Annotated in this window: 34 protein-coding genes; 19 read left to right on the top strand and 15 right to left on the bottom strand. The window is 35.5% G+C overall.

All coding sequences use genetic code 11. From position 1 onward, the window contains the following. Positions 1-43: 43 nt before the first annotated feature. Complete coding sequence (locus tag LAU42_RS10225) at positions 44-838, bottom strand: LPXTG cell wall anchor domain-containing protein (protein WP_224183464.1); 795 nt, start codon at positions 836-838, stop codon at positions 44-46. A 182-nt stretch (positions 839-1,020) separates the two neighbouring features. Here LAU42_RS10225 and LAU42_RS10220 point away from each other — a divergent pair, with 182 nt between their 5' ends. Beyond that, positions 1,021-1,869, top strand: coding sequence for a VOC family protein (locus LAU42_RS10220; protein ID WP_224183463.1), 849 nt, complete (start codon positions 1,021-1,023; stop codon positions 1,867-1,869). A gap of 51 nt (positions 1,870-1,920) precedes the next feature. Here the strand turns inward: LAU42_RS10220 and LAU42_RS10215 are convergent, their stop codons facing one another. Beyond that, positions 1,921-3,612 (bottom strand): M3 family oligoendopeptidase, encoded by a 1,692-nt coding sequence (locus LAU42_RS10215; RefSeq protein WP_224183462.1) that lies wholly within the window; start codon positions 3,610-3,612, stop codon positions 1,921-1,923. Between the two features lie 130 nt (positions 3,613-3,742). On the opposite strand from LAU42_RS10215, the gene LAU42_RS10210 reads away from it, so the two are divergent. Continuing rightward, complete coding sequence (locus LAU42_RS10210) at positions 3,743-5,179, top strand: phosphate--AMP phosphotransferase (RefSeq protein ID WP_224183461.1); 1,437 nt, start codon at positions 3,743-3,745, stop codon at positions 5,177-5,179. A 30-nt stretch (positions 5,180-5,209) separates the two neighbouring features. Here LAU42_RS10210 and mroQ read toward each other — a convergent pair whose 3' ends face one another. Then, positions 5,210-5,965: an intramembrane glutamic endopeptidase MroQ gene (gene mroQ, locus LAU42_RS10205; RefSeq protein WP_224183460.1), complete on the bottom strand. Its 756-nt coding sequence runs from the start codon at positions 5,963-5,965 to the stop codon at positions 5,210-5,212. 210 nt (positions 5,966-6,175) lie between these two features. Here mroQ and groES point away from each other — a divergent pair, with 210 nt between their 5' ends. From groES to LAU42_RS10185, 4 genes are all read left to right on the top strand, one after another. Then, positions 6,176-6,460, top strand: coding sequence for a co-chaperone GroES (gene groES / locus LAU42_RS10200; RefSeq protein ID WP_224183459.1), 285 nt, complete (start codon positions 6,176-6,178; stop codon positions 6,458-6,460). A gap of 44 nt (positions 6,461-6,504) precedes the next feature. Further along, positions 6,505-8,124, top strand: coding sequence for a chaperonin GroEL (groL, locus tag LAU42_RS10195; protein ID WP_224183458.1), 1,620 nt, complete (start codon positions 6,505-6,507; stop codon positions 8,122-8,124). A 643-nt stretch (positions 8,125-8,767) separates the two neighbouring features. Continuing rightward, positions 8,768-9,148, top strand: coding sequence for an NUDIX hydrolase (locus LAU42_RS10190; RefSeq protein WP_224183457.1), 381 nt, complete (start codon positions 8,768-8,770; stop codon positions 9,146-9,148). A 19-nt stretch (positions 9,149-9,167) separates the two neighbouring features. Then, complete coding sequence (locus LAU42_RS10185) at positions 9,168-9,662, top strand: hypothetical protein (protein ID WP_224183456.1); 495 nt, start codon at positions 9,168-9,170, stop codon at positions 9,660-9,662. Between the two features lie 117 nt (positions 9,663-9,779). Here LAU42_RS10185 and LAU42_RS10180 read toward each other — a convergent pair whose 3' ends face one another. Continuing rightward, positions 9,780-10,322: a hypothetical protein gene (locus LAU42_RS10180; RefSeq protein WP_224183455.1), complete on the bottom strand. Its 543-nt coding sequence runs from the start codon at positions 10,320-10,322 to the stop codon at positions 9,780-9,782. A 6-nt stretch (positions 10,323-10,328) separates the two neighbouring features. Further along, complete coding sequence (locus LAU42_RS10175) at positions 10,329-10,697, bottom strand: hypothetical protein (protein WP_224183454.1); 369 nt, start codon at positions 10,695-10,697, stop codon at positions 10,329-10,331. A 131-nt stretch (positions 10,698-10,828) separates the two neighbouring features. On the opposite strand from LAU42_RS10175, the gene LAU42_RS10170 reads away from it, so the two are divergent. Further along, positions 10,829-11,551: a hypothetical protein gene (locus tag LAU42_RS10170; protein ID WP_224183453.1), complete on the top strand. Its 723-nt coding sequence runs from the start codon at positions 10,829-10,831 to the stop codon at positions 11,549-11,551. Positions 11,552-11,795: 244 nt separating this feature from the next. Here LAU42_RS10170 and LAU42_RS10165 read toward each other — a convergent pair whose 3' ends face one another. The 4 genes from LAU42_RS10165 to LAU42_RS10150 form a co-directional block, all read right to left on the bottom strand. Further along, positions 11,796-11,957: a hypothetical protein gene (locus LAU42_RS10165; RefSeq protein ID WP_224183452.1), complete on the bottom strand. Its 162-nt coding sequence runs from the start codon at positions 11,955-11,957 to the stop codon at positions 11,796-11,798. A gap of 115 nt (positions 11,958-12,072) precedes the next feature. Then, positions 12,073-13,377 carry a serine hydrolase gene (locus tag LAU42_RS10160; protein WP_224183451.1) on the bottom strand — a complete coding sequence of 435 codons (1,305 nt, stop codon included), beginning with the start codon at positions 13,375-13,377 and terminating at the stop codon, positions 12,073-12,075. Between the two features lie 29 nt (positions 13,378-13,406). Beyond that, positions 13,407-13,709, bottom strand: coding sequence for a hypothetical protein (locus tag LAU42_RS10155; RefSeq protein WP_052255516.1), 303 nt, complete (start codon positions 13,707-13,709; stop codon positions 13,407-13,409). Between the two features lie 2 nt (positions 13,710-13,711). Next, on the bottom strand, positions 13,712-13,942 hold the full coding sequence (locus LAU42_RS10150) for a helix-turn-helix transcriptional regulator (RefSeq protein WP_408634871.1): 231 nt from the start codon (positions 13,940-13,942) through the stop codon (positions 13,712-13,714). Between the two features lie 321 nt (positions 13,943-14,263). Here LAU42_RS10150 and LAU42_RS10145 point away from each other — a divergent pair, with 321 nt between their 5' ends. The 3 genes from LAU42_RS10145 to LAU42_RS10135 are packed head-to-tail and all read left to right on the top strand — an operon-like array spanning position 14,264 to position 15,409. Then, entirely contained in the window at positions 14,264-14,770 is a 507-nt protein-coding gene (locus LAU42_RS10145; RefSeq protein ID WP_224183450.1) for a GNAT family N-acetyltransferase, read from the top strand. Between the two features lie 19 nt (positions 14,771-14,789). Then, positions 14,790-15,146, top strand: coding sequence for a TIGR04104 family putative zinc finger protein (locus LAU42_RS10140; protein ID WP_224183449.1), 357 nt, complete (start codon positions 14,790-14,792; stop codon positions 15,144-15,146). Beyond that, entirely contained in the window at positions 15,143-15,409 is a 267-nt protein-coding gene (locus tag LAU42_RS10135) for a hypothetical protein (RefSeq protein WP_224183448.1), read from the top strand. The genes LAU42_RS10140 and LAU42_RS10135 overlap by 4 nt, the downstream gene beginning before the upstream one ends. Positions 15,410-15,627: 218 nt before the next feature. On the opposite strand, the gene LAU42_RS10130 is transcribed toward LAU42_RS10135, so the two are convergent. From LAU42_RS10130 to LAU42_RS10120, 3 genes are read right to left on the bottom strand one after another with little or no spacing between them, the layout of a single operon-like run. Beyond that, positions 15,628-15,792 carry a hypothetical protein gene (locus LAU42_RS10130; RefSeq protein WP_224183447.1) on the bottom strand — a complete coding sequence of 55 codons (165 nt, stop codon included), beginning with the start codon at positions 15,790-15,792 and terminating at the stop codon, positions 15,628-15,630. A gap of 1 nt (position 15,793) precedes the next feature. Then, entirely contained in the window at positions 15,794-16,012 is a 219-nt protein-coding gene (locus LAU42_RS10125; RefSeq protein WP_224183446.1) for a helix-turn-helix transcriptional regulator, read from the bottom strand. Continuing rightward, complete coding sequence (locus LAU42_RS10120) at positions 16,012-16,368, bottom strand: DUF3796 domain-containing protein (protein ID WP_224183445.1); 357 nt, start codon at positions 16,366-16,368, stop codon at positions 16,012-16,014. The genes LAU42_RS10125 and LAU42_RS10120 overlap by 1 nt, the downstream gene beginning before the upstream one ends. Positions 16,369-16,537: 169 nt before the next feature. On the opposite strand from LAU42_RS10120, the gene LAU42_RS10115 reads away from it, so the two are divergent. The 3 genes from LAU42_RS10115 to LAU42_RS10105 all read left to right on the top strand — a co-directional run bounded on the left by LAU42_RS10115 (position 16,538) and on the right by LAU42_RS10105 (position 17,968). Next, entirely contained in the window at positions 16,538-16,741 is a 204-nt protein-coding gene (locus LAU42_RS10115) for a helix-turn-helix transcriptional regulator (RefSeq protein WP_224183444.1), read from the top strand. Next, entirely contained in the window at positions 16,738-17,469 is a 732-nt protein-coding gene (locus LAU42_RS10110; protein ID WP_224183443.1) for a DUF3169 family protein, read from the top strand. The genes LAU42_RS10115 and LAU42_RS10110 overlap by 4 nt, the downstream gene beginning before the upstream one ends. 139 nt (positions 17,470-17,608) lie before the next feature. Next, positions 17,609-17,968, top strand: a complete 360-nt coding sequence (locus LAU42_RS10105; protein WP_224183442.1) for a hypothetical protein — start codon at positions 17,609-17,611, stop codon at positions 17,966-17,968. Between the two features lie 575 nt (positions 17,969-18,543). Here the strand turns inward: LAU42_RS10105 and LAU42_RS10100 are convergent. Further along, the gene (locus tag LAU42_RS10100) at positions 18,544-19,209 is read right to left on the bottom strand and encodes an MIP/aquaporin family protein (protein ID WP_101040930.1); all 666 of its coding nucleotides are present in this window, start codon (positions 19,207-19,209) and stop codon (positions 18,544-18,546) included. Positions 19,210-19,309: 100 nt separating this feature from the next. Between LAU42_RS10100 and LAU42_RS10095 the strand changes: the two genes are divergently transcribed. The 6 genes from LAU42_RS10095 to LAU42_RS10070 all read left to right on the top strand — a co-directional run bounded on the left by LAU42_RS10095 (position 19,310) and on the right by LAU42_RS10070 (position 23,682). Continuing rightward, complete coding sequence (locus LAU42_RS10095; RefSeq protein ID WP_224183441.1) at positions 19,310-19,999, top strand: response regulator transcription factor; 690 nt, start codon at positions 19,310-19,312, stop codon at positions 19,997-19,999. 89 nt (positions 20,000-20,088) lie between these two features. Next, the gene (locus LAU42_RS10090) at positions 20,089-20,997 is read left to right on the top strand and encodes an ABC transporter ATP-binding protein (protein WP_224183440.1); all 909 of its coding nucleotides are present in this window, start codon (positions 20,089-20,091) and stop codon (positions 20,995-20,997) included. Next, a complete protein-coding gene (locus LAU42_RS10085; protein ID WP_224183439.1) occupies positions 20,994-21,743 on the top strand; it encodes an ABC transporter permease in 750 nt (249 codons plus the stop codon). The genes LAU42_RS10090 and LAU42_RS10085 overlap by 4 nt, the downstream gene beginning before the upstream one ends. Positions 21,744-21,757: 14 nt before the next feature. Continuing rightward, the gene (locus LAU42_RS10080) at positions 21,758-22,648 is read left to right on the top strand and encodes a sensor histidine kinase (RefSeq protein ID WP_224183438.1); all 891 of its coding nucleotides are present in this window, start codon (positions 21,758-21,760) and stop codon (positions 22,646-22,648) included. A gap of 150 nt (positions 22,649-22,798) precedes the next feature. After that, positions 22,799-23,236: a LytTR family DNA-binding domain-containing protein gene (locus LAU42_RS10075; RefSeq protein WP_101037543.1), complete on the top strand. Its 438-nt coding sequence runs from the start codon at positions 22,799-22,801 to the stop codon at positions 23,234-23,236. Next, a complete protein-coding gene (locus LAU42_RS10070) occupies positions 23,233-23,682 on the top strand; it encodes a DUF3021 domain-containing protein (RefSeq protein ID WP_144781770.1) in 450 nt (149 codons plus the stop codon). Before LAU42_RS10075 ends, LAU42_RS10070 begins: the two co-directional genes overlap by 4 nt. Positions 23,683-23,789: 107 nt before the next feature. Here the strand turns inward: LAU42_RS10070 and LAU42_RS10065 are convergent, their stop codons facing one another. Both LAU42_RS10065 and LAU42_RS10060 read right to left on the bottom strand, forming a co-directional pair. Further along, positions 23,790-25,010: a metal-dependent hydrolase family protein gene (locus LAU42_RS10065; RefSeq protein ID WP_224183437.1), complete on the bottom strand. Its 1,221-nt coding sequence runs from the start codon at positions 25,008-25,010 to the stop codon at positions 23,790-23,792. Positions 25,011-25,028: 18 nt separating this feature from the next. Then, positions 25,029-26,186: a hypothetical protein gene (locus LAU42_RS10060; RefSeq protein ID WP_224183436.1), complete on the bottom strand. Its 1,158-nt coding sequence runs from the start codon at positions 26,184-26,186 to the stop codon at positions 25,029-25,031. Between the last annotated feature and the right edge of the window lie 168 nt (positions 26,187-26,354).

The following is a 26,354-nucleotide window of genomic DNA, read 5'->3' as shown; positions in this document are numbered from 1 at the left end:
TCCGGCTCCATGAGTAAATATTTACTCATGGAGCCGGGTTTTATTATTTACGTAAAAGAAATAAGCCTGAACATAATAACATAAGCGGTAATATTAAATATATTAATGGGCTCTCACCTGTATCAGGCAATTTATCTTTCTTATCTTTCTTATCTTTTTTAGTTTTATCCTTCTTATCTATCGTCTTATCTTTATCTTTCTTTGGTTTAATATCACTAGTAATTAAATCAAAGACTTGTTTATCTAAATCAGCATAATATGCCTCGCCATCCGTAGGTTTGAACTTACCCGGTTTAATACCGTTAGGAATCGAATCTTCAGTAGGCTGTTCCGGGAATGCTGGTTCAACGAAATTACCGGGTTCATCAGGATTACTTGGTGTTCCTGAATTACTTGGTGATTCCGGTATATGTTGGTCAGGTGGTGTTGGCGTGCTACCACTATCTGAAGGTTGACTTGGTTTAGGTAGTTCAGTAGTCGGTTTTTCTACAGTAGGGACTTCTGTTTTAGGCTGTTCTGTTGTTGGTACTTCAGTAGTCGGTTGTACAGTCGTTGATTCTACAGAAGGTTTCTCAGTTGTCTGTTCATCGGATGGAGTCTCTGTTGTTGGTTGAGATTCAGAAGTTGATGGCTTCTCAGTCGTATTATTAGGAGTAATTTCTGTTGATACGATTTCAATTGAGGGTGCGAGTTGACTTTCGGTCGTCGGTACCTCTGTTGTATGATTTATTTCTGTTGAAACAATTTCAGTTGTTTCAGCAGCATTTACTTGTGGCGCTGATAAGACGACTAAGCACGTTGCAGTCAATAGCGCTGTATTTATTTTAAAGTTATGCATGTTAGCTCCTCCAATTTCCAATTACGTTCATTATAATGGAGAATGTACACTTTTTCTATGAACAAGTATGATTGTTACACACATTTAACATTTCATATATAACTGAAACATTTTAAATGTTTTGTAAACCAAGTTTGTAGTATAATAATTATATCAAAAATATACGATGATGAGGGATATAAATGGAGAAACAATATTTTTCAAATGATACGCATATTGGCGCAGTTCACTTAAATGTAAACTTTTTAGAAAACAGCGTGAAGTTTTATCATGAAATATTAGGGATGCAAATTCTTGAACAAACTACTGCTTTTGCAGTACTGGGTACGGCAAAGCGACCACTTGTTTACTTATATCAAACAGATGAAAAAAGAATCGACACTGCTGGATTATTTCACTTTGCACTTCTAGTACCTACACGTGCCTCACTTGGTAATATATTTTATCATCTGATTAAAACAGAATATCCGTTAGCAGGTGCGAGTAATCACGATGTTTCTGAAGCACTATATTTACAGGATCCAGAAGGTAACGGTATTGAAATTTATCATGATTATCCGAGCAATACATGGCGTTATGAAGATAATGGAAATATCGTTATGGGGACAAAAGAGATGGATTTTCAAGGTGTAATTGATGCAAATGAAGGTAGCCCATTTGACGGCATGCCGAGTGATACGATTATTGGCCATATGCATTTATCCGTTACTAATTTAGAGCAATCAATCGCGTTTTATAATGAGTTGTTCGGCATGGACGTAATGACGACATATGGTAATCAGGCTGCATTTATGGCAACTGCGGGTTATCATCATCATTTAGGGTTAAATACGTGGCAGCATCAGACAGAGCGTGCGCGTATAAACTATCCAGGACTGCGTAAGTTTGAGCTGAATATCCCGAATGAAGAAGATTTAGCATACTTTATGAAAGTGTTTAAAGATAAAGGGATGATTGAAGTACAGGACGGAACGTCTTCGATGATTCAGGATCCTGACGGTATCGGTATACGAATAATGAGAGGGCAGTAGTTTACTGCATAAAGAAAAGACAGAAATGAAAATTTCTGTCTTTTGTATTGTTTAAAAGTTACTTGTATCCATTTCATCTAAATAGTCTTCAAGGAACGTCATCGTATCTTCAAGTGTACCTTCCTGGAATGGAGAGCGTAAATGTGCAGATTCCACAATTTTGTTGAATGGTAATGAACCACCGATATCACAAATGTGTAAGTAATCTTTCCATGCAGCTTCAAAGTCTTCAGTAGAACGTTTGAAGAACTGGAATGCACATACTTGCGCTAATGTATAGTCAATATAGTAGAATGGCATGCTGAAGATGTGGCCTTGACGATGCCAGAATGCACCACTTTCCAATGATTCAATACCGTCATGATCTTTATGTGGTAAATATTTCTTTTCTAGTTTTGACCACTCTGCACGACGTTCTTCTGGTGTCATTTCAGGATTAGCGTAAACAATATGCTGGAATTCATCGACTGCAACACCATACGGCAGGAATTTGATTCCGTCACCGATATGTTTATATTTAAACTTATCCGCATTGTTAAAGAATAAATCCATCCATTTATAAGTGAAGAATTCCATACTCATAGAATGAATTTCACATGATTCGTGTGTCGGCCATAAGTAATCCGGTAATAAGTTTTGTGAACGATATACTTGGAAAGCGTGACCTGCTTCGTGTGTTAATACTGTAATATCGTGGTCTGTTCCGTTGAAGTTTGAGAAAATAAATGGTGAATTGTAATCATGGATGAATGTACAGTATCCACCTGCTTCTTTACCTTTTTTGGCTTCAGCATCGAACAGTTCTCGGTCCATCATAAACAGATAAAATTCATCTGTTTCAGGACTTAGTTCTTTATACATTTTACGACCATTTTCTAAAATTGTTTTACCGTCATCTTTAGGTTTTTCATTACCTGAAAGAAATACAACCGGCTCATCATATGGTTTAATACTATCCCAGCCGTTACGCTTCATCTGAGCTTTATATAAACTTTCTGCAACCGGTACAACGTGTTTATGAATTTGATCGCGATATTTTTTAACCATGTCCGGTGTGTAGTCGACACGGCGCATACGTACGTAACCTAGTTCGATAAAGTTGTCAAAACCAAGCTTAACTGCGATTTCATGTCTTACTTTTACGAGACGGTCATAAATTTCATCATATTGATCGATTAAGTTTGCACGATATGATTCGACAGTGAGTTTCGCTGCTTTACGCGTATCTCTATCATCAGATTCAATAAATTGTCCCATCTGCGCGAATGTGTACGTTTCGCCATTAAACTCAATTTCTGCTGAAGCAACAAGTTTGCTGTATTCAGAAGCAATTTTATTTTCTTTGTTTAGTAAGTCTTTAATTGAATCATCGTATTGTTTTACAAACAGTTCTGCAAGATCAAAGAGTTGATCGCCATATTTATCACGAAGTTCATCTTTAAATTTACTATTTGCCAATGCTTTATAATATTTAGATTCAATTTGAACGACTTCCCCACCATTTTCGTCTAAAAAGTCGCGTTCTTTTGAATAGAATTCATCGTTTGTATCGATAGAAGCACGAATATACGCAAGGTTCATTGCCGTATCTAAATGATTTCTTACTTTATTGATTTCATCGATAATAGCGACTTGTGTTTCAGCAGAATCTGCATCATTAAATTGTGTTAACAACTTATCGATAGATTCGCCGACCGCATTTAAGTCTGGACGTTTATATTCATAGTTCTGAAATGTTGTCATGGAATCTCCCCTTATTATCTAATTTTTCTTACAATTCTAATAATACTTCAATCATCGAAATAATGGAATATAAAATTCATTAAAATATTAATAATTAATAGTATAATAAAACTAACAAAGGGGGATTCATATGACAAAAATAGATGAACAGTTACAGTTAAAAACAGCAGAACTTGTGCGCCAAACGAATGCTCTAGGCATACCAGTTATGGTTATATTTGAAGGGATACCTGCATCAGGAAAATCACGTCTTTCAAATGAACTACTATTAACACTGGATGCGAAATATACAAACTTTTATGCGACGAAGCGCCCGGATGAAGAGCTACTACGTTATCCGTTTTTATATCCTTACTGGAACAACATCCCTAAAAAAGGGGGCGTAACGTTATTTTTCCGTAGTTGGTATGCGCAGAAACTTGATTACGAAGTACATGGATATAAGAAAGATATTATTAAGGATTATGAATTATTAACACAGGAAATTAAAGGTTTCGAATCAATGCTTTCAGATGATGGATATGTCATTATTAAATTCTACTTATCTGTAAACGAGCAAAAGCGTCAGGAACATATCGAACAGACGAAGAAGAATCCTCTTACAAGATGGAAGGCGCAGGAATATGAAACAAACATTCCGATTGATGTATATCAGGATGGCATGGTGAATTTAATGAAAGCAACTGAAGAGATTGCCCCATGGACACATATCGATTATACAGAACGTGGTAAAGCCGCAAATGAAATGTATGAAGTCATTATTAAGCGTTTAGAGAAAGCGTTAAAGGACAAGAAAAAGATTTCTGACGAACGAGATGGAAAGTTTACTGAGGACTTTCAAACAGATATGTTTGAAGATACTTCAGACGATATGTCTAAAGCAGAATATAAAGAACTGTTACCGAAACTACAGGCACGTATTCGTGAACTGCAGTACGCACTATATGAACGTAAAATTCCGCTTATGCTCGTATATGAAGGTATGGACGCTGCAGGGAAAGGCGGTAACATTAAACGTGTCCGTGAGTCGCTGGATCCATCTGGATATGAGGTGAACGCGATTAGTGCACCGACTGAAACGGAGCTGAGTTATCATTACTTATGGCGCTTTGCAACAGACGTGCCGAGAAGCGGACATATTGAAATCTTTGACCGTAGCTGGTATGGACGTGTATTAGTAGAACGTGTTGAAGGATTTGCAACGACGAAAGAATGGCAGCGCGCATACGATGAAATTAACAAGTTTGAAAAAGCGCTATCTATAGAAGGTGCAATCGTCATTAAATTCTTCTTAGTGCTGGATAAGGATGAACAATTGAAACGATTCGAAGAGCGACAGGTAACACCTGAGAAACAATGGAAGATTACAGATGAAGACTGGCGTAACCGTGAGAAGTGGGATCTGTATTTAGAAGCGAGTAAAGATATGATTAATCATACAACGACAGAACATGCACCGTGGGTTATTATCCCTGCAAACAACAAACGTGCTGCAAGAATTAAAGCGTTGAAAACAATTATTGCGACATGCGAAGAACGACTGTGGAACGTTAAAAAATTATGGTAATTAAAAAGAAGCTGGATTTCCAGCTTCTTTTTAATGGAATAGATGCATGATAAAGTTTACTTGTTCTAACTGCTTTTGTGCCTCGATGACTTTATCCGCAAACACAACTTGCATTAATACAACGAACCCGTTCATTAACATGTGTGCTGCAATCGGTACGATGATACGATTTGATAATACGTATAAACCACTGAATACTACAGACATCCCCATATAAATAAGCGTATGGTTAAAGTCGCTATGCGCTGCTGAGAAGATGAATCCACTAATCAGTACACTGATGACAAATGCTACTCCGCGATTTCCTTTTATAAGGTCATAAATCTCACCGAATATTACTTTTCTGAAGACGAATTCCTCTAATATCGGACCAACGATTGCAATAAGAATAATGAAGATCGGTGCCTGTTTAGCAATGCCCATAATTTGCGTTGTATTCTGACTTTCAAGCGGTTGATTTAATATGTATGTATTGATCATACCGAGCATCATCTGCGCGAAAAGTGAGATAAAGAAACCACCGACAATTAATCCGATTGTTGAAAGCGTGTCCGTTTTAACTGAACGTTCGACACGTGTTTTATTTTTGATTCTCGTATTAATGAATATTACAAGTAGACTTGCAACTACAAACGAACCGACATAGTATGGCACTGCCATTAAGAATGCTGTGTTACTGTCATGACCTTGCTTAATAAAAATACTCGTTGGAATCAGTACAAATAACTGAGAACCGATATAAATTAATACGGTAAGAATGTTAACCCATAATCTGCTTAGCTTCACTATAATACCCCTCTAAATTTAATTTCAATACTCATTGTACCGTAAGTAACTGTAAATTAGAAAGTGATAAGAGTGAAAGTATTCATAATAAAAAAATGAATTAAAATATTTGCTTTTTTGACCTTCTTTGATTATTATAAAAGTATATTAGCACTATCAATGATAGAGTGCTAACTAAAAGTGTAATGTGAATATAAGGAGGAAGTTATCGTGTTAAAACCATATGGAAATCGTGTCGTAATTGAGAAGACTGAAAGAGAAACAACAACAGCAAGTGGAATCGTATTAACGGATTCTGCGAAAGAGAAGACAAATGAAGGTACTGTCGTAGCAGTAGGTACAGGACGCATCCTTAATAATGGTGAACGCGTTGAAATCGGTGTTAATGTAGGTGACCGTGTCGTGTATGAACCGTTCGGTGGCACTGAAGTTAAGACTGGTGACGAATCTTATATCGTATTAAAAGAAGAAGATATTATCGCAATCGTAGAATAAAACATACTTTTCAAAAATTTATTAATAAATGGAGGAATTAATTAATGGTTAAAGAGATTAAGTTTTCTGAAGATGCAAGACGCTCAATGCTTTCAGGTGTAGATAAATTAGCAAACGCTGTTAAAGTAACACTTGGACCTAAAGGACGTAACGTCGTACTAGATAAGAAATTTGTAGCGCCACTTATTACAAACGATGGTGTAACAATCGCGAAAGAAATCGAATTAGAAGATCCATATGAGAATATGGGTGCAAAACTTGTCGCTGAAGTCGCAAACAAGACGAACGAAATCGCAGGTGACGGTACTACAACTGCAACAGTATTAGCACAAGCGATGATTCAGGAAGGTCTGAAGAACGTAACGAGTGGTGCGAACCCTGTTGGTATCCGTCAAGGTATCGACAAAGCAGTAGCTGTAGCGCTTGAAGAATTAAAATCAATCTCTAAAGAAGTTTCAAGCAAAGAAGAAATCGCACAAGTTGGTAGCATCTCAGCAGCGGATGAAGAAATCGGAGTATTTATCTCTGAAGCAATGGAAAAAGTAGGTAACGACGGCGTTATCACAATTGAAGAATCTAAAGGATTCAAAACAGAACTTGAAGTCGTAGAAGGTATGCAGTTCGACCGCGGATATGCTTCACCTTATATGGTAACAGATTCAGATAAGATGATTGCAGACTTAGAGAACCCGTACATCTTAATTACAGATAAGAAGATTTCTTCATTCCAGGATATATTACCGATATTAGAACAAATCGTTCAAACATCACGTCCAATCTTAATCGTAGCAGAAGACGTTGATGGCGATGCACTTACAAACATCGTGTTAAACCGATTACGTGGAACATTCACTGCAGTAGCAGTAAAAGCACCAGGGTTTGGTGACCGTCGTAAAGCGATGTTAGAAGATTTAGCAATCTTAACAGGTGGACAAGTGATTACAGACGACCTTGGATTAGACTTAAAAGACACAACAGTAGAAATGTTAGGTAACGCTGGTAAAGTTCACGTAACGAAAGATAATACAACAATCGTTGAAGGACGTGGCGATGCTTCAAGCATCGATGCACGTGTTGGACAATTAAAAGCTCAGATCGAAGAAACAACATCTGAATTTGATAAAGAAAAATTACAGGAACGTTTAGCGAAATTAGCAGGCGGTGTTGCAGTAATTAAAGTAGGTGCAGCAACTGAAACAGAACTTAAAGAGCGTAAATTACGTATTGAAGATGCATTAAACTCTACACGCGCAGCAGTTGAAGAAGGTATTGTAGCAGGTGGAGGAACAGCATTAGTATCAATTTATAATAAAGTTGCTTCAGTTGAAGCTGAAGGTGATGTTGCAACAGGTGTGAATATCGTACTGAAAGCACTAGAAGCACCAATCCGTCAAATCGCTGAGAATGCAGGGCTTGAAGGATCAGTTATCGTAGAAAAAATTAAACATGCTGAAACAGGCGTAGGATATAACGCTGCAACAGATGAGTGGGTAAACATGATTGAAGCTGGAATCGTGGATCCAACGAAAGTAACGCGTTCAGCATTACAAAACGCAGCAAGTGTTGCGGCAATGTTCTTAACGACTGAGGCAGTTGTAGCAGAAATGCCAGAAGAAAACCCAGCACCAGATATGGGAATGGGCGGCATGCCAGGAATGATGTAATAATCTTTATAACACCATTCGTCGATTCATTTGAATTGATTGATGGTGTTTTTTAGTTGAGTGAAGTATTGAATGCTGATGATGATGTTAAGGTGAGGTGGCACGTGAATAAAAAACACGAGCCACTTTGGAGAGAAAGTGACATGTGAGAAGGTCGAGGTGGCACGTGAATAAAAAACACGAGCCACTTTGGAGAGAAAGTGACATGTGAGAAGGTCGAGGTGGCACGTGAATAAAAAACACGAGCCACTTTCGATAGAAAGGGACATGAGAAGAGTTCGAGGTGGCACGTGAATAAAAAACACGAGCCACTTTGAAAAAAGATGCCATCCGCCCTTGTCCTGTCTACAAGTTGGCTCATAAAATAAAAATATGAGCCAAGTCAATCAACATCATCCTGGCACAAAATGACTTCCCTCAAGCATCAGATTCCGTAATCTATACATGTACTCAAAAAATGTACAATTTTATTTATCACCTCCTGTAATTGAGAATTATTGTTAATGATAATAATTCTCAATTACAGGAGGTTAAGGAATGAAAAATTTATACATATTATTCATCGCATTTATCACATTTGAGCTCTTTTTTGAGTGATTAACATCATGTATAATTATATGAAACATGAAACAGGAGGACTACGATGATACATTACACATGCGCAAATTTAGTACATATGAAAGATGGGAAGTTGCTGCTCGTTAAAGTAAGAGAGAATGAGCATTACTATTTACCAGGAGGAAAGATTGAAGCGGGGGAAGATGATCGTACATCATTAGAAAGAGAATTACGAGAAGAGTTGAGTTTAGATCTTGATAAAGAAAACATGCAATACTTATATACAGTGACCGGTCCAGCATATCCGGATACAGATAAAACCGTGGAATTACGTTGCTACAAGTATGATGGAGACATTGGAGATATTCAGATGAACAGTGAAATTACTGATGTGAAGTATGTGAATATTAATGATAAAGAGAAAATCGCACCGGCAGTGAACATGTTGATTGAAGAGTACTTATAAAATATTTCGGAGGGACATCATGACTTATGAAGAAATGTTCGAACGATATAACAAGATGAAGCGATTATCTAATGATAGAGACAATATTGAAGCACTGCTGAAACAATATAAAGCATATGAAATACCAGTTCGTTCAATTCATCAAGTTGATTATCGCAATGATGAAGAAGTTGACCCGCAGTATATTTATAAACTATTTCATATTAGCGATAAACATGCACTTAATAAAATCATAGATGCTGGATATAAAAATAAAGGAGAAGATACATACTCTACAGAATCTGAACTTACTTATCGTTCACTCATCGGAAGACATAATTCTGGTAGAGGGGTAACTATCGTCTTAGAATCAAAAGATGGTAAAAAGGTATCAAATTTTAAAGTTTATGGACAAGCTCAGAAATTAAGTGAATTGTTACTTTGCTACATTCCTTTTGAAACGATGACGGAAGATATTCAAAGTTCTGATTTTCAATATTTTTTGGATTGTTTAGATGGAAACGGCTTTTTATAAAATAAAGGTGTCGAACTATGTAGAAGTCCGCCACTTAGGCCAAGTGAATGGGCTCAAAACTAGCTGTAGGTGTCGAACTATGAAAAAGTCCGCCACCTACACTCCCAACCCACATTACTATTCCTTCAAAGTCACAACGCCATTTTTAATATGAACGGTATCGCCATTTTCGATGCGGTCGTATATTTCTTTCGATACGACATATAATCGTTCTCTTCCATTTCGCTTAACGCTTATCGTATACGCTTTTCGGTGGCCGAGTTGTTGTCTGATTAATGCTTGTTGTCTTTGCACGTTTGTAGAATGTCCGTACATAGCACCGTAAAATATTTGATTGTTCACAAACTGATTATGTGCCGCCTGGTACTTCAATGGTTGTGTCATTTTGTTGCGTACAGGTGGTGTAAGTGTTACCAAATTTGTTTTTGCACGCTGTAAGTTTTGTGAAGAATTCATACGTGACGTATTATTCATTCGACTCATAGTATTGATACGTGATGCGTTTACTGCAGCACTCGATGTAGCAGATGATCGTGCTGAACTACTCGAACTGGCACTCGATGAGCTCGAACTTGACGAACTTTGTGTACCGCCAGCATCAGTTGTTTCTGGTATCATAAGTAGCAATAATAATATTCCGCATATTTTTAAAGTTTTCATATTGATCTACTCCACAACAGATTTCTTCTCAACTTTAGCATCAAATTCACCTTCATTATCAAAGATGATATATGGCTGCCTGAAAATATGAACATCATTTTTCTTAATTAATATATATGGTTTAGCACTTTCATCTTTAAGAATGTGCTCTGTAACATTTTCTGTATCAAATCGTTTAGACTTTAACTTCTTATTATCCTTATAGCCTACTTCCATAGACATCTTGCTTTCATTACCATTGTTCAGTACTTCAGCATATACGAGATCATATTTCTTAACATCTTTATCAGTTGCGTCAGGCGCTTCATTCTCTTTCGCATTCCCACAAGCCGCAAGCATTACAGTGCACAACATCATTAAACATAGTTTTTTCATGGTAAGACTCCTTTTTACTATTTAATTCCAATAATGTCATGGTATCATTAATGTAAGCGAAATAAAAGTTAAGATATAGTAAAGTAGGTGAGTACTTGGTACATCAACAATTCAAAAAAATTATCACAATTATGTTCATAATATTTTTCCTGATTATATTATGGGCGGTATTAGAGTATGTTTATAATCATAAGTTAAATGCCTTATTTACAGGATTATCAAGCATTTTATATTTGGTGATTGCTATCATCTACATAAATAAATACAAGCATTCCACGATTGAACATAAAGCAATCGTTACGGATGATATTGTAAAATACAAAAAATTTGTAATAACAAATGAAGTGGCTTTCAATCAACAATTATTAATTTATAGTGAAGACGGAAAGTTTTTAGGTAGATTTAAATCATTGAATACAATTAAATCATTTATAATAACAACTTTTATTAGTAATAAAGGACTAGTGCCAGGTGAGTACGTATTAATAAATGCAGAACAAAATGAAATATTGCGAGCTTATGTGAAAGGATTCCTACATCCTAAAGTAAAGATAATCGTTCAGAATAAGGAAATTGCAGTAATTACACAGAAGTTATTTAATGCATCGATGAGTTTCGTTTATGAAATAAATACTAATGATGAAAAACATGTAATTAAGTCAGAAGTATTGACCAATGACCTTTACTTAGAAGATGTATTTAAAATAAGTGAGACAAAAGTACCATTGCAGCATACCGAGAAATTTCAAGAAGTTGCGATGAACACTTATGAAATTTTTCATGATCTAAATAGTGATAAAGGTAAAATAGGATTAATAACGATGTGTATTCATAAAATATTAACAGGAAGATAGAAGGGTTTTATGTAAGCAATACTATCATATAATCAAACCTCAGGATCTTATCAAGAGTAAATTACAAAAGAATCATTTAAATCAATACTTTCACTTTGAATACATGTATTTGAAGTGAAAGGTAATTATTTCAAAAATAGTAAAACCTGTATCTTAAATTACTTAATAGTAACATAAGATACAGGCTGATTTTTATTCATTGTTATTTAACTAAAGCACCCGTTAGTGAAAATATTTATCGGTTTTAGCCACAACCTTCTTTCTTTGATTCTTTGCCTGAAAACACTATACCAAATATACTGCCCGTTCCTATTCCAAAAGCCACCGAAACACCTACATTATCAAATATCAACAATCCAATAACTGTCATTATCATGATAAATACAATACTTTTACTTGTATTCATTACTAAAATCACTCCTTTTCATTTTATATCCTAAACCAACGTAAATTCCCTTGAAATCATCAAATTCAATGTGGGAAAGCAACTTTACGTTAAACCACATCAGTAAAAATTACGATTAGGAAAGTTCTTTTTGAACTTTTTGGCGATAGGCTTCATCACCAAGTAATTTTGACTCGAAGGAATTTAAATTATGACTGAGTAGAATCTGTTGCCAAATGTTCAAATCATTTGTGAGAAGAACTATTTCTATTTTATTGCCATTATAATCTTCTGCATACATTGCATCATTTAGGATGAATGCTGTCGATCCACCTTTTGCACCAAGATGGGTGAAACGTTCGTTATTTGCTTCATTTACTTCCATCGGCCATTCAAGTAAATCTCTAACTGTTTGGGCAGCTACTGTTTGAAGTTCGTTATTTGATATTATTGCTAATAATCTTCCGTAATCATTCGCTGATGCCCCAATTAGGCGATCCGACCATACTCTTTGTAAATCAAGCGGCATATCAAAAGTATGGTCTTCAATATTGAAAGTTCCATCTTTCATTTGTTGGCTTAATTCTTCAGCTGTTTCTCGATACATTTCCATCGGCATCTTTTCAAGCTCTTCTATTAATTTATTTTCATCTTTTTTAATATTTTTTAGATAATCTGGAATTAGAAGCCCACCAACAAGTGGATAAATCTCCTCATGGCTTGTAAGTCCAAGAGATTGAGCTTGCTCATTGATCGAATCAATACCAAGTACATGAATAAGATAATCGGTATTAGCATTGGAGCTATAAGTAATCATTCCTTTTGCAACATCATGCAAGGTTATTTCATTATTAACGATTTTCCCTTCGTCTTCCATTGTTTTAAGCCAGGCTTCATGTGCATTCCCATCTGTACCCTTATAATAGAATTTCTTCAGCTTATCTAGTGGTACGTAACTTTCCTTATTGAGTATTCCTTCCTCCACCTGCATCGCATATTCGACAGCTATTAGTATTTTTACTGTACTAGCTAAAGGGCGTACAACATCTGATTGATAGGTAATTAATTCCTCACCATTTTCCGCAACATAGAGGGAGGATGTCTCTGGATGATTCTTCAAATGGTTAAGCACATAATCAGGATTATCTCTAAATACGGAATAGCCTGCAATTCCAATAACTAGAATAATCGCTCCATAAATAATTAATCGTTTCTTTGTATATGTTTTTTTATCGAATAAAATCATTGCAATGACACCAAATAAAATTGCATTCAAAAAATTAACGTTAAAAATCATTACCGCAACGATAATACCTATCACAATAACGATTGTTATAATTGCTTTTCGTACCTCTTGTTTTGTCCTATTTTCTTTTGATAATAAGGGGATAAGGGTAAATATAATAATTCCTGTCAACCCAATCCATGAAAATATATTCATCTAAAACTTCCTTTCCACATTTATCTGTGTTAATATCTTCTTTTTAATACCGTTAGGATACTAGCATGAAGAATCATTAAACCTGTAATTAAAAACCAAATGGCTAATTTATATGTTTCATAGTCCAGATGACTAATGAACTGATCATATAATTCAATTAAAATCCATCCAAGAGGTATTAACGGAAAAACAAGACCATAAGATTTATTTGAAATACTTTGTCCACGTTCATCTTTATTCTCTTCTCCCATTTCGAATTTTAAAGAAATAAACACTGCAACAAAGAATATTAATACATATACAACACGTAAGATGGCTAGGAAAATATCCATATTTATTTCTCCTCCTCTATTTCATACTGAAAAACATCATGTAAATCTACACCGAATAGAAGTGCAATATCGAATGCTAACTTCAAGGATGGATTGTATCTATTTTTTTCTAGGGATATAATGGTCTGCCTACTGACACCTAATTTATCAGCGACTTCTCGTTGTGATAAGCCTCTTTCAGCTCTTAATACAACAATTCTATTTTGAATTTTTCTATTGTTATTTAATGGCACCTTCAATCACCTCTTATACTATGATGGTAAAGTATTTAGTACAAAAAGTAAAATATTTTTTACCTTTAGTAATAAATACTTTACTATAAATTTTCAAGTTGAACACAGGTAATTGATTTTAAGATTAGAATGTTAATAAACAACTAATCATAAAATTGAAGTAAAACTATTTCATGCTTTAGAATAGATACAATGGATACGGCTTATTCTCGACTTCTATCCTTTGAACCCTCACACGCTCACCCTCTTTAAACATTTTAAGTACTATGGTTAACTATTTTCACTGAATATATGGTATATTTTTCAAAAAGGGGTGGGGATATGATTAGAGCGTGCACAATAAATGACAAGTCAGCTTTACAGGAAATCGCTTATCAGACTTTCGATGAAACGTTCAGAGCACAAAATAAAAAAGAGAACATCGACAATTATTTAAAAACAGCTTTTACAGACGAAAAAATAGAACGAGAACTTTTAAATCCTGAATCGTTCTTTTATTTTATATATTGTGGCCAGCAACTTTCGGGTTATTTAAAGTTAAATATAAAAGGCTCTCAGACAGAAGCGTACAACGATGACGATATGGAAATAGAACGAATTTATATTCTAAAACAATACCAGATGCACGGGTTAGGAAAACAGTTATATCAGCATGCGCTTACGAAAGCTGCATCATTGTCCTGCAAACGCATTTGGCTAGGTGTATGGGAGAAGAATATTAACGCGATTGAATTTTATAAGAAGATGGGGTTTGAAAAGGTTGATCAACATGCGTTTTATATGGGTGATGAAAAACAAATTGATTATATTATGATAAAAAGTCTATAAATATAAATAAGGAGGCTGCATGATGAAGTGTGTACACTGTAATTATAAATTCAGTTTCAAGGAACGTATGAAAGCCGGTTGGAAGCCATCGATGAATAATGAAGTAACGTGTCCGCAATGTGGGCAAAAACAATTTATATCCAATAAAAGCCTGGCGAAATCTTATGGATTAATGATGTTTTTGGAACTCATTATTATATTACTTGCACCGATGATTAATATACCAGTTCCATTACTTACAATCCTTATGATTGTTGCACTTGCATTGGTGATTGTATTCTTTCCGATGACTTTGAAACTTGTTGCTGAAAAAGATGGATTGCTGGAAGAACAGTTTAGAGAAATGGAGAAAAAACAAAAGGGGAAATCGCTATGACAAAACAATATTATCTTCTTACTACAATTATTATGTTTATTATTAATATAATAGTAATTTCAACGATGGTAATTCTGCAATACATATTAGGTTTTGCAAATGAATATATAGATTATATGCATATTGATGGAGCGTCAGTACATTTATTAAATCACAGTAATATCTTCTTAAGCTATGTCAGCTTTGTACCTATCGTACTTGGTGCAATCTCATTATACACACTTTATGAATACAAAAATTACGATAAAAATAATCCCGCATGACAATGTCATGTGGGATTTATTACATATCTTTGCTTTTAATTTCTACTAACCTCTTAGTCACATATATCATCCATACACTATTTACTGATATTAAAAGAAACAATGTAATGCTTACATATTTCGGCAATGGAATAATATCCAATAAAGAAAAAAACATTATAATGAGAAGTATTAGTGATATTAATGAATGGATGATGATTCTTTTATACACCATATTCTCAAACATGATTACTTTTCTTCACACTCCTTATACCAAAAACAAGAAACACGACACCGATTGCGCCATATAATATTGTGAACGTACTGTTTTCAGGTGCCCATTGCATAATTCCGATAATTAACCACATTAAACCCATAATGATTAAGCTTATTCCGCGCATCATATTAATCATCTCCTTCAAAGTTAAATTCAAACAGATCATAAATAGAAGCCTTTAATACAAATGCTATACGCATTGCAAGTTCAAGTGATGGATTATACTTTGCATTTTCTAATCTCATAATCGTTTCACGTCTAACGTTAACGCGTGCTGCAAGTTCTTCTTGTGTCATCTCATTCATTAGCCGATATTTTTTTATATAAGTTCTAAATTTAACAGACATTATTCTTCTCCAAATTCCAATTGATACGTATAATATGCCCATAAATTAATCCCGATTGCAAAGGACAATGATAAGATAGCAAGCTGTATTTTGTAGAGTAACAATGAATCATTGATGAAAAGTCCGATAAGAATCGTTGTAATAATACTTATAATAAATGTGATTTTAAACGCTTTTGCCGCTGCTGTATTTTTATTCTCCAGCAAACGTTCATCAGTTTCAGATCCAATTTTCTGCCACCAGTAATACCTAAAACCACCAAAGAATAAAAAGAACAAAAAGAATAACGGCTCATCAAATCTCATAAATCCTAAAAATCCGAGTAAACTTACCATCCAATATTTATTGGATATCATATCCTCACCCCTAGTGATTTATTTATCTCCTTATGATACAAATATATCACATTACTGTTTGAAAGTAAAAGAATCGACAAATATAATTATTATTTTGACTAATATAATTGTCAAAATGACTATAATAAATTACAATAAAACTATAAATAATTGAAAGGAGCTGCGCATATTGAAAAATAGATTGAAAGAGCTACGTGCAAGAGATGGATACAACCAAACTCAGCTTGCCAAACTTGCGCATGTCTCAAGACAAACGATTTCTCTAATAGAACGCGATGACTTTATGCCATCCATCTTAACTGCAGTACGCATCGCAAGAATATTCAATGAACCAGTAGAGAATGTATTTATATTTGAGGAGGATGCGTTATGAGTAAGAAAAAGGATAGTGGATTTCTAAAGATTATTATCGGAGTGATTTTTGGTTCTATATTAGGATATAGTATTCCTGCACTCTACGATGCGGTAAACTCACTTCAGATAACATATAATATAAGGATCCTTTGGTATATCGTGCCGATATTATTTGTGATTGCTTTATTCTTATACTTTAAGTCATTGCAGCAATTTAAAGCGATGAATCGTGATATCAATTTATCTGAAGATGATCGATTTATATACCAAGTGACACAACATAACAAAGCATCAGCAAATGCAGTGAATGCCTATCATATATTGTTATTATCGCTTTGTTTAAGTATAACGATATTAATTGAACCTGTGACGTCACATATTATCACATTCGCTATATACTTTATTGTTTGTGCAATATTTTATATATTCATCAGTAAACAGACGGGTAAAGTGTTAGCGGCATATCCGACGATAACAAACAGTGACGTGTCGATTAAATTTGGAGATCCAAATTTGATGGAGAAAGTGATTGATGGCATTGATGAAGGTGAACGCTTAGTAATGTTACGTTCATTATCAAAGACATATGAAATTATGATTCTCATGCTTTCAGTGATACTCATGTTGCTCGGGATATATCAAACACTTACAGGTGAAAATCAGTATTTAGCAATGTTCTCAATTGCTGCAGTACTCATCTATTCAACAGTTGTTTACTATAAGAAGAATGAAGAGTTTAATAGATAAGACTGAAATTAATTATATAAAACGAACTTAAAAGGGTTAGTCTTTTAAGTTCGTTTTTATTTCTTCAATCGATTTTAATTATACAAAAATTTCTTACAATTAATGTATAATTAAAATAACGATTAGTGAGGTGTAAAATATGAGACATATTAAAAGAAGGCCGAAACAGTTTATTATTTTGCTCGTATTATCATCAATATACATTATAGTGAATGTATCGAATAATGATAGTATTTGGTGGAGTGTTGCTTACGGAATTCTTGTTATATGTACAATGATGACATTCTTCATAACTATAAGCGATGAAGAAGAGATGAATCGATTACTTGATGAGGAAGTAAAGCGTCTTAATATGCCACGTGAGCGTTTATATCAAGTGACAGGCTATAATCGCTATGAAGTTTCTAAGAGCGAGGATGGTCAAATCATCTTCTGGATATCGATGAACAAGAAGAAAGAGTTACTGCAAAAACTTAGAAGAATGAACCCGGAAAGTTGATGTGGGGAGTGTCATAAGCTGAGTCCAGGTCATGACAAAATGAGTGAAAGTGTCACAAGTTGAGTTAAAGTCATGACAAAACGAGCGAAAGTGTCACAAGCTGAGTCCAGGTCATGACAAAACGAGTGAAAGTGTCATAAGCTGAGTCCAGGTCATGACAAAACAAGCGAAAGTGTCACAAGTTGAGTCTAAGTCATGACAAAACGAGCGAAATTGTCACAAGTTGAGTCCAGGTTATGACAAAACGAGCGAAAGTGTCACAAGTTGAGTCCAGGTCATGACAAAACAAGCGAAAGTGTCACAAGTTGAGTCTAAGTCATGACAAAACAAGCGAAAGTGTCACAAGTTGAGTTTAAGTCATGACAAAACGAGCGAAAGTGTCACAAGTTGAGTCCAGGTTATGACAAAACGAGCGAAAGTGTCACAAGTTGAGTCCAGGTCATGACAAAACAAGCGAAAGTGTCACAAGCTGAATCCAGGTCATGACAAAACCCCTGAAATTGTCACGACTCCATGAACATTCATACAAACAAATAAAAAAATCCAGCACACATTCACGTGTACTGGATTACTTTTTATGATTCTAAATAGTTATGTGTAACTGCTGCTACTGCTGCACCTACTAATGGAGCTACGATGAAGATCCATAATGTTGATAATGCTTCGCCACCTGTGAATAATGCTGGAGCGATACTTCTTGCAGGGTTTACTGATGTTCCAGTTAACGGAATTCCGATTAAATGTACCATCGTTAATGTAAAACCTATTACAAGTACTGCTAAGCTTGGTGCGATAAACTTCGTTTTCGTTACTGATAATACAACGAATACGAATACAAACGTAAGGATTACTTCAACTAAGAAAGCTCCCCAGATTGTTAAATCGCCAGGCGCGTTTGCACCGTATGAGAATGGAATCTCAGTTTTGAATGATTTAAGAATCGCCCAAATTAATGTTGTTGCAAGTAATGCACCGATTGTCTGGAATACCGAATAGATTGCAAAGTCTTTAAGTGATAATCTTTTATCTAAAAACATCGCGAATGAGATTGCAGGGTTTAAGTGTCCACCTGAGATATCGCCGATTGCGTATGCTGCTGCGATTACAGTTAAACCGAATGCAAATGCGATGCCGAATATACCGACGTTGTTGTCTGGGTTAAGTGATGCCATAACAGCAGTCCCTGTACCGAAGAATACTAATACAAATGTTCCTAATAGTTCTGATAAATACTTTTTCATTGAATTACCTCCTAAAACACTGATTTATCCATCATATAATAAATTACTTGTAAATACAAGTCGAGATTTTCATAGAATTGTTCTGAATTGATGATAAACTATGAGTAAATCAAACATAAAAGGTGAAGTTATGGCACATATATTAATAATTGAAGATGATAAAGATATTGCGGATTTATTAGCGCTTACTTTAAGGAATCATTATGATGTGACAGTAGCACATGATGGTAAAGAAGGTTATACATATATTAAGGAACAGACGTTTGATCTGATCTTACTGGATCTCATGATGCCTTACATGAACGGTGAGACGTTACTAGGCGAGATAAGGCGTCATACAAATACGAAAGTGATTATTATTACGGCTAAGCATGAACTTGAACATAAGGTGAACTTGCTGACACTTGGTGCGGATGATTATATTACTAAGCCATTCTATCAGGAGGAGGTGCTGGCACGAGTTATGGTGCAGCTTCGAAACGTTGAAGAGATGAATCATGTACATATTCATAGAGGACTAAAGCTTGATGAGGAGAAACGAGAAGTTAATTTAAACAATCAGAATGTACAATTAACGAATTCTGAATTTGATATATTATCAGTATTAATGAAAAACCCTGAAGTACCTCTATCGAAACAAAAAATTTATAATGCATTAAGAAATGGTACATATGTTGGTGATGATAATACGATTAGCGTACATGTTTCTAATATTAGAAAGAAGTTCGGTCAAATTACGGATGAATCTTATATCAAAACAGTATGGGGGATTGGATTCATGCTCGTTTAAATCTTTATGATTTCTTTAAACTTTTCTTAAAGGATTTTAAAAGTCTTTTCATTACAATGATATTAATCAATCTTTAAGGAGGTTAAAGGATGGAAGCTATCATCAGAACACATCAGCTCGAGAAAACATTTAAGACGAATAAAGGTTTAAAACCACTTGATTTTGAACTATTCAAAGGTGAAATCTGTGCGATTATCGGTAAGAACGGTGCAGGAAAATCGACTTTCTTCAAACTTCTGGCAGGGCAATTACAGCCGTCCGGTGGAGAGGTGGCATTCTTTGATTATGCAGCACAAGAGTCTAATCGTGCACGTAAACGTATGGGGTTTATGATTGAAAGTCCGGAATTCTTCGCAGACTTAACAGCTTATGAGAATTTAAATTACTTTAGATTGCAACGCGGAATCAGCAGTAAAGATACGATTCAACGCGCGATTGAAGCGGTGGACCTCGCAAAGTATCCTGCGACACGCTTTAAGGAATATTCAATGGGGATGAAACAAAGACTTGCCTTGGCACTTACGTTAATGACAGGACCAGACTGCCTTGTACTTGATGAGCCGACAAACGGATTAGATGCTGAGGGGATTTCAGATATTCGTAAATTACTGCTCAAGCTAAACAAAGAACAAGACATCACGATTTTAATATCAAGCCATATCTTGTCAGAATTGCAACTCGTCGCAACGCGTTTCCTCTTTATCGATAAAGGTCAGGTTATTGAGGATATCACGAGAGAAGAACTGCATAATAGAAACCGTAAGTCACTGAAACTAATGGTCGATCATCCATCACGCGCAGCACGTGTATTAGAAGAAAGCTTCGCGGACTTAAAGTATACAGTATTGCCGGATAATACATTAAAATTGGATAATCATGTAGAAGATGCAGCACAGATCAACAGAATATTGATGCAGCATGATATCGATGTGAAAGAAATCATGACCGAGACCAATAGTCTGGAAGATTACTTCCTAAGCTTAGAGGTGACGCCATGATGAACTATATGAGAAGTGAGGCGTACAAGTTACTTAAGACAAAAGGTATCTATATCACTTATGCAATCTGTATTACGTTGCTGATACTTGCCGCACTGACACTTTACTATTTTGGACATAATGGGAAGTACTTTCCATACTATAGAGCGGATTTCTACTATAATAATGTGTTTGGAATGTGGCTGCTGATTATTATGATAGGTGTCATTATTAACTTATTACTAACAAACAAAGAATCGAAGCAGATTATGAAACAATCGATTGCATTTGGCATCGAAAAACAGACGATATATTTCGGAAAATACATCGTTTCCTTACTATTCTTCGTATTCATCTGCCTGATCAGTACAGTAGTAATGATCGTGGCAGCGCACCTATTGATGCCTGTAAATAAAACAGCGACATCGGAATTCTTAAAGGCATTAATTAATTTTGCACCAATTCTACTCGCAGGATTTACATTCGGTCACGCACTGAACATGTCGTCACTAAAAGAATATATGTCAGGATTTATACTCGTATTTGTACTACTGAACTTATCAACAGTTGCATATTTGTTAAAAAGCATTAATTCAGTATTCACCGTATTATACGAATACAGCCCGAAAGTATTAGCAGACCGTGTACTTGCAGAATATATGGATGAAACAGTGAAGTTAAGCCCTGACTTCTGGATATCAGGTGTTATCATTACGGTGATAAGTCTATTGATTGGATATATTTATTTTAAGAAAAGAGACTTCTAGAAAAGAGGGGAATTATGGCCATCGCATTCATTATTATAACGCTTGTATGTATCGCATCCGTAGCATTGAATGCGATGTACCATTATGATCTGAAGTGCATTGCACGACAGTTAACGGAAGTAAGGAATCGAGCACATACAAACGAACGTATCCGCACGGAGACACATTTGAAAAGAGTGAGCGACGTAACAGATAGTATTAACGGAATGATTGATAAACAAATATCAGAACGTGTACGCTATCAGAAGGATTTGCAGTCTCAAAAAGAAGAGTGGGCAAATGTCTCACATGATTTGAGAACACCACTTACGTCGCTTCGTGGATACATGGAAGTGATACAGAAGGAGACATTGACAGAAGCGGAGCGCACGCATTACTTAACGATAATGGAACGTAAAGTAGATGATTTGATAGAACGTATCAATACATTCTATGACGTATCGTTAATAGAGTCTGAAAGTATTAAGTTAGAACGTGAATATATAGAGATTAATAGCATTATCAATAATGTCCTGCTGCTCTACTTCAAAGAAATAGAACATAAAGAACTCGACATACAAATTACAGAAACAACGCACGAAATCTATATTGATAAAAAAGCAACCATACGTATTATTAACAACGTTGTTATCAATGCCCTCAGATTTGCAGAACACTACATCCATATACACTATGAGCAATCTGGAGACAAGCTGATTGTAACGGTTGAAAATGACACGAAAGAGAAAGTAACGAACCCATCTAGACTATTCGAGCGTTCTGTGATGGGAGATTCGAGCAGACAAGGGACACATAACGGACTAGGGCTATATATCGTAAAGAAACTGATGGAACTGCAGGACGGTACGGCACATATTGAAGTGGACGACCGAGCATTTAAGATGAAGCTCGTGTTTGAAGGATAAGTAAAGCGATTCAGAAGGATGCATACTTCTGAATCGCTTTTTACGGTGTATTTCCAGCCGCTTAGTACTGTATAACAACCACATAGTCAAATACTATATCCAATCTTCATCAGACATGATTTAATAAAAGTGTGGAAAGGGAGTGGGGTTATGAAAATCGAATTAAACATCGACGCACATGCTGAAGAAAAAATTATGATTTCAGCAAAACAAGTAACACCAGTGCTTTCAGATTTCCTGAAAGACACAGAGAAACGCTTTAATAATCCACGGTTAGTAGGAAAGCATGAAGATCATATTTATCCTATAGCCTTAGAAACTGTCGCCCGGTTTATTGTTGAGAACAATCAAGTCTTAGCAGTTACAAACACTAAAGTATTAAAAATGGAACAAAGACTTTACCAGCTTGAAGAAATAATTAGCTCGAATTTCACAAGAATTTCTAAATCAGAGATTGTTAACATGGATTACCTTGATCATTTGAAACTAGAACCAAATGGATTAGCACAAATTGTATTGAAAAATGGAGATGTCACCTATGCTTCGAGACGTTATTTAAAAACGATAAAGGAGAGATTACTATTATGAAAAAATTAATTCATGCGATACAAAACGGCGTATTCATTGGACTGATGATTTCGATTATTACATCACTGATTTTCTCGGATGGGAAATATGCACCACTATATCCTGGATCATTCATGGGAGAAATATATTATAACAATTTCGATGAACCGATCATTATGTTAATCAGCGTAGGAATCTGGGCGATGATCGGCGTGCTGTTCACTTATGGGAATATGATATTCACTGACACAGACTGGAGTATTACAAAACAAACTGTAGTGCATTTCCTGATGATCCTTACACTGTTCTTTCCGCTTGCAATACTGGCAGGGTGGTTCCCATTAAATTTAGAAAGCATCGCAAGTTTTATCATCATCTTTACTGTAATCTACATTGCGATGTGGTTCGGTACTTTGCAAAGTAATAAGAAGATGGTTAATGAAATCAATGAAAAGTTAGGACGTTAATATAGAACAAACTCCCGGATGGAAATAACCGGGAGTTTATTTGTGTGATGAGATATGAAAAGTTTAAAGTTGAAGTGAAACTCTTAGACTATGTAGTATTTAACAAATTAATCAATCTGCTTTACAACAGTACCATCTTTAACGACGAGCTTAATGCGGTTATTATCCTTTAGTACACTAATATTCTCTAATGGGTCTTGATCAACTAAAATTAAATCAGCAAGATAGCCTTCTTTAATTAATCCTAACTGGTCAATGCATAAACACTCAGCTGCGACTTGAGTAGAAGCTCGAATAGCATCAATTTCTGACATGCCATATTCGACCATCAATTCTAATTCACGTAAGTTTGTACCATGCTTGAATACGCCGGCATCTGTTCCCATCGCAATTTTTACACCTTGTTTGTAAGCAATCTTGAAACCATTGATATGATCTTCTAGCACTTCTTTAGACTGATCGATTGCAACTTGGCTCATACCTAATTCTTCAGCGAACTCTAATACGGAAACGGGTGCTAATAAAGTAGGCACTAAATATGTCCCATGCTCAACCATACGTTTTGCTGTCGGTTCATCTAAATAAATCCCATGTTCAATCGAATGAATGCCAGCGTCGATACATTGATTGATACCTTCTAAACCTTGCGCATGTGCCATAACCTTTCTGCCATTTCTAAATGCAGCTTCTTCTACGATTACTTTAAGTTCCTCTAATGAAAACTGTGTATAATTTGGATGATCAGTAGGTGAAGTAACCCCGCCAGTGGCATGTACTTTCAATACATCAGCACCGGCTCTCAGCATTTCGCGCGCCTTCTTGCGCACTTCTTCAGCACCATCACAAATTCCATTCGGCATTCCAGGATAATCAGTAGGGACAATATCAATCGTATTTCCAGAATACTGATACCCATCACCGTGACCACCCGTAATCGTTAGTGCATTAATACTGCATACAGTTCTCGGTCCTACAAATAAGCCATCTTCAATCGCTTTCTTATAACCAATATCAGCTCCTAATGCATCTCTTACCGTTGTGACACCCGCATCAATCGTGCGTCTCGCGTAATCCATCGCCTGATAGAAATTATAAGAAAACGGTGTTGCAAGTCGACTTTCAACTGGTTTAAATTCAAACATCATATGCACATGACTATCGATCATACCTGGCAATAAGTATTGTCCTTTACCATCAATAACAATATCAGCGTCGTCAGTTTCCTCAAACGACACAATTGTATTATCTTCAACTACAACAGCACGATGATTCATATACGTGCCGCGTTCAACATCAAGTATATTAACATTATTAATTAAAGTCTTCATAAAAACCCTCCACTAAACTTATATTAAATCCATAACAACATTCGCGATAATAACAGAAGAAATCGTAACCGTCACAAAACCACCAATTAACATCGGAGTGACAAGCTCATTCATTATGCTTTCAACTTCTTCCTCCGTCTGCCCATGACTACGCGCAACTTCCTGACATAATATATAATCTCCAGGGAAACCAAACAATGCAGTTAAAGCAACAGGCATCCCTTTATGAATCGGCCACTTCAATAGCTTCGAAGCAACAAAGCCACCTAACATAATACCGAGCGCACCTAACCCTAATATACAAATAACAGGTAAGATGTTCTTCATAACATCCTCAGGCTTTACACCACCCATTGAACCGATAACAACAAATATCGTTGCAATTAAAATAAAATTAAGTGCATTAGCTTTCTCTAACGTATTTTGAGGTAACACTTTAGTATTTAATAGCAGCACACCAAACAGTAAGCAATAAATCGTAAAATGAATCCCTGTTACTTTACTTAACCATACACCGATTGCAGCAAATACAAAGACGATAAACAAACGAATCGTATTATTATTTAAAATCGAAATCTTAGAGTGCGTATAAGTATCATCAGCTAAAGCACGTAGATCGTCAGGCGCATTTCTTAAACGGTGAATATAATCCTTCTTTACATATTGATTCATAAAATGCGAAGCAAGCGGCATACCGATAACACCTTGTAATGCCTGTACAAGAGAAGGAACTACAATTAAAGCAGACATACCTAGTGCAGCTAACTTTTCATTAGTAATCAATAAAGCAATAACCCCACCGGAAACAGGACCAAGACCGCTCGCTGCAGTTGGAAAACCAAAGATAGGAGTGACGATACCAAGTATAAGAATCGTTGCACCGACTAAACCGGATAACGAGATGATAACAGCTTTCCATTGAGATTTGAGAACGTGAAGCGGCATAATAGTACCCATATGCAAGATTAAGGGACCGATAAGAACGGCACCTAGTGCTGGGACTGTAGAGTATTCTAGAATCTTAGGGGGAAATACACCGAACCATGATAAAAAGAGGTACCCGAGCATAGCGGTTAATAGCATAGGTACGCGAGCACGTGTGTAGATGGAAATGATTTCTCCGAGTGCTATTAGAGCGAATAACATAGTTGTTGCTATAATTGGTTCTTTAATCATGACATCAGTCCTTTCAAATATAAATTACTAATTATTTTAACACTTTAAAGCGTGTTGTCAACAAATAAACTGAAAATTCTGGGGATTAGGTAAAACTGTACAATAATAAAGCTTAATACTATAATTAAATGTTAAAAATTGTAATTTATATATTTATATATAATTCAA

The sequence above is a fragment of the Macrococcus armenti genome (assembly GCF_020097135.1).
Lineage (GTDB): Bacteria > Bacillota > Bacilli > Staphylococcales > Staphylococcaceae > Macrococcoides > Macrococcoides armenti.
This window is presented reverse-complemented; position numbering and strand designations above follow the sequence as displayed.

What these genes read in the sequence shown, in the direction of transcription:
- LAU42_RS10120 (WP_224183445.1), bottom strand. Translation starts at nt 16,368, where the DNA reads ATGATATCCAATAAATATTGGATGGTAAGTTTACTCGGATTTTTAGGA.
- LAU42_RS10110 (WP_224183443.1), top strand. Translation starts at nt 16,738, where the DNA reads ATGAGTAAGAAAAAGGATAGTGGATTTCTAAAGATTATTATCGGAGTG.
- LAU42_RS10080 (WP_224183438.1), top strand. Translation starts at nt 21,758, where the DNA reads ATGGCCATCGCATTCATTATTATAACGCTTGTATGTATCGCATCCGTA.
- LAU42_RS10225 (WP_224183464.1), bottom strand. Translation starts at nt 838, where the DNA reads ATGCATAACTTTAAAATAAATACAGCGCTATTGACTGCAACGTGCTTA.
- LAU42_RS10175 (WP_224183454.1), bottom strand. Translation starts at nt 10,697, where the DNA reads ATGAAAAAACTATGTTTAATGATGTTGTGCACTGTAATGCTTGCGGCT.
- LAU42_RS10065 (WP_224183437.1), bottom strand. Translation starts at nt 25,010, where the DNA reads ATGAAGACTTTAATTAATAATGTTAATATACTTGATGTTGAACGCGGC.
- LAU42_RS10140 (WP_224183449.1), top strand. Translation starts at nt 14,790, where the DNA reads ATGATGAAGTGTGTACACTGTAATTATAAATTCAGTTTCAAGGAACGT.
- LAU42_RS10130 (WP_224183447.1), bottom strand. Translation starts at nt 15,792, where the DNA reads ATGATGCGCGGAATAAGCTTAATCATTATGGGTTTAATGTGGTTAATT.
- LAU42_RS10210 (WP_224183461.1), top strand. Translation starts at nt 3,743, where the DNA reads ATGACAAAAATAGATGAACAGTTACAGTTAAAAACAGCAGAACTTGTG.
- LAU42_RS10185 (WP_224183456.1), top strand. Translation starts at nt 9,168, where the DNA reads ATGACTTATGAAGAAATGTTCGAACGATATAACAAGATGAAGCGATTA.
- LAU42_RS10160 (WP_224183451.1), bottom strand. Translation starts at nt 13,377, where the DNA reads ATGAATATATTTTCATGGATTGGGTTGACAGGAATTATTATATTTACC.
- LAU42_RS10100 (WP_101040930.1), bottom strand. Translation starts at nt 19,209, where the DNA reads ATGAAAAAGTATTTATCAGAACTATTAGGAACATTTGTATTAGTATTC.
- LAU42_RS10190 (WP_224183457.1), top strand. Translation starts at nt 8,768, where the DNA reads ATGATACATTACACATGCGCAAATTTAGTACATATGAAAGATGGGAAG.
- LAU42_RS10075 (WP_101037543.1), top strand. Translation starts at nt 22,799, where the DNA reads ATGAAAATCGAATTAAACATCGACGCACATGCTGAAGAAAAAATTATG.
- LAU42_RS10070 (WP_144781770.1), top strand. Translation starts at nt 23,233, where the DNA reads ATGAAAAAATTAATTCATGCGATACAAAACGGCGTATTCATTGGACTG.
- LAU42_RS10155 (WP_052255516.1), bottom strand. Translation starts at nt 13,709, where the DNA reads ATGGATATTTTCCTAGCCATCTTACGTGTTGTATATGTATTAATATTC.
- LAU42_RS10215 (WP_224183462.1), bottom strand. Translation starts at nt 3,612, where the DNA reads ATGACAACATTTCAGAACTATGAATATAAACGTCCAGACTTAAATGCG.
- LAU42_RS10090 (WP_224183440.1), top strand. Translation starts at nt 20,089, where the DNA reads ATGGAAGCTATCATCAGAACACATCAGCTCGAGAAAACATTTAAGACG.
- LAU42_RS10135 (WP_224183448.1), top strand. Translation starts at nt 15,143, where the DNA reads ATGACAAAACAATATTATCTTCTTACTACAATTATTATGTTTATTATT.
- LAU42_RS10180 (WP_224183455.1), bottom strand. Translation starts at nt 10,322, where the DNA reads ATGAAAACTTTAAAAATATGCGGAATATTATTATTGCTACTTATGATA.
- LAU42_RS10095 (WP_224183441.1), top strand. Translation starts at nt 19,310, where the DNA reads ATGAGTAAATCAAACATAAAAGGTGAAGTTATGGCACATATATTAATA.
- LAU42_RS10145 (WP_224183450.1), top strand. Translation starts at nt 14,264, where the DNA reads ATGATTAGAGCGTGCACAATAAATGACAAGTCAGCTTTACAGGAAATC.
- groL (WP_224183458.1), top strand. Translation starts at nt 6,505, where the DNA reads ATGGTTAAAGAGATTAAGTTTTCTGAAGATGCAAGACGCTCAATGCTT.
- LAU42_RS10060 (WP_224183436.1), bottom strand. Translation starts at nt 26,186, where the DNA reads ATGATTAAAGAACCAATTATAGCAACAACTATGTTATTCGCTCTAATA.
- LAU42_RS10125 (WP_224183446.1), bottom strand. Translation starts at nt 16,012, where the DNA reads ATGTCTGTTAAATTTAGAACTTATATAAAAAAATATCGGCTAATGAAT.
- LAU42_RS10170 (WP_224183453.1), top strand. Translation starts at nt 10,829, where the DNA reads ATGTTCATAATATTTTTCCTGATTATATTATGGGCGGTATTAGAGTAT.
- LAU42_RS10220 (WP_224183463.1), top strand. Translation starts at nt 1,021, where the DNA reads ATGGAGAAACAATATTTTTCAAATGATACGCATATTGGCGCAGTTCAC.
- LAU42_RS10165 (WP_224183452.1), bottom strand. Translation starts at nt 11,957, where the DNA reads ATGAATACAAGTAAAAGTATTGTATTTATCATGATAATGACAGTTATT.
- LAU42_RS10085 (WP_224183439.1), top strand. Translation starts at nt 20,994, where the DNA reads ATGATGAACTATATGAGAAGTGAGGCGTACAAGTTACTTAAGACAAAA.
- LAU42_RS10105 (WP_224183442.1), top strand. Translation starts at nt 17,609, where the DNA reads ATGAGACATATTAAAAGAAGGCCGAAACAGTTTATTATTTTGCTCGTA.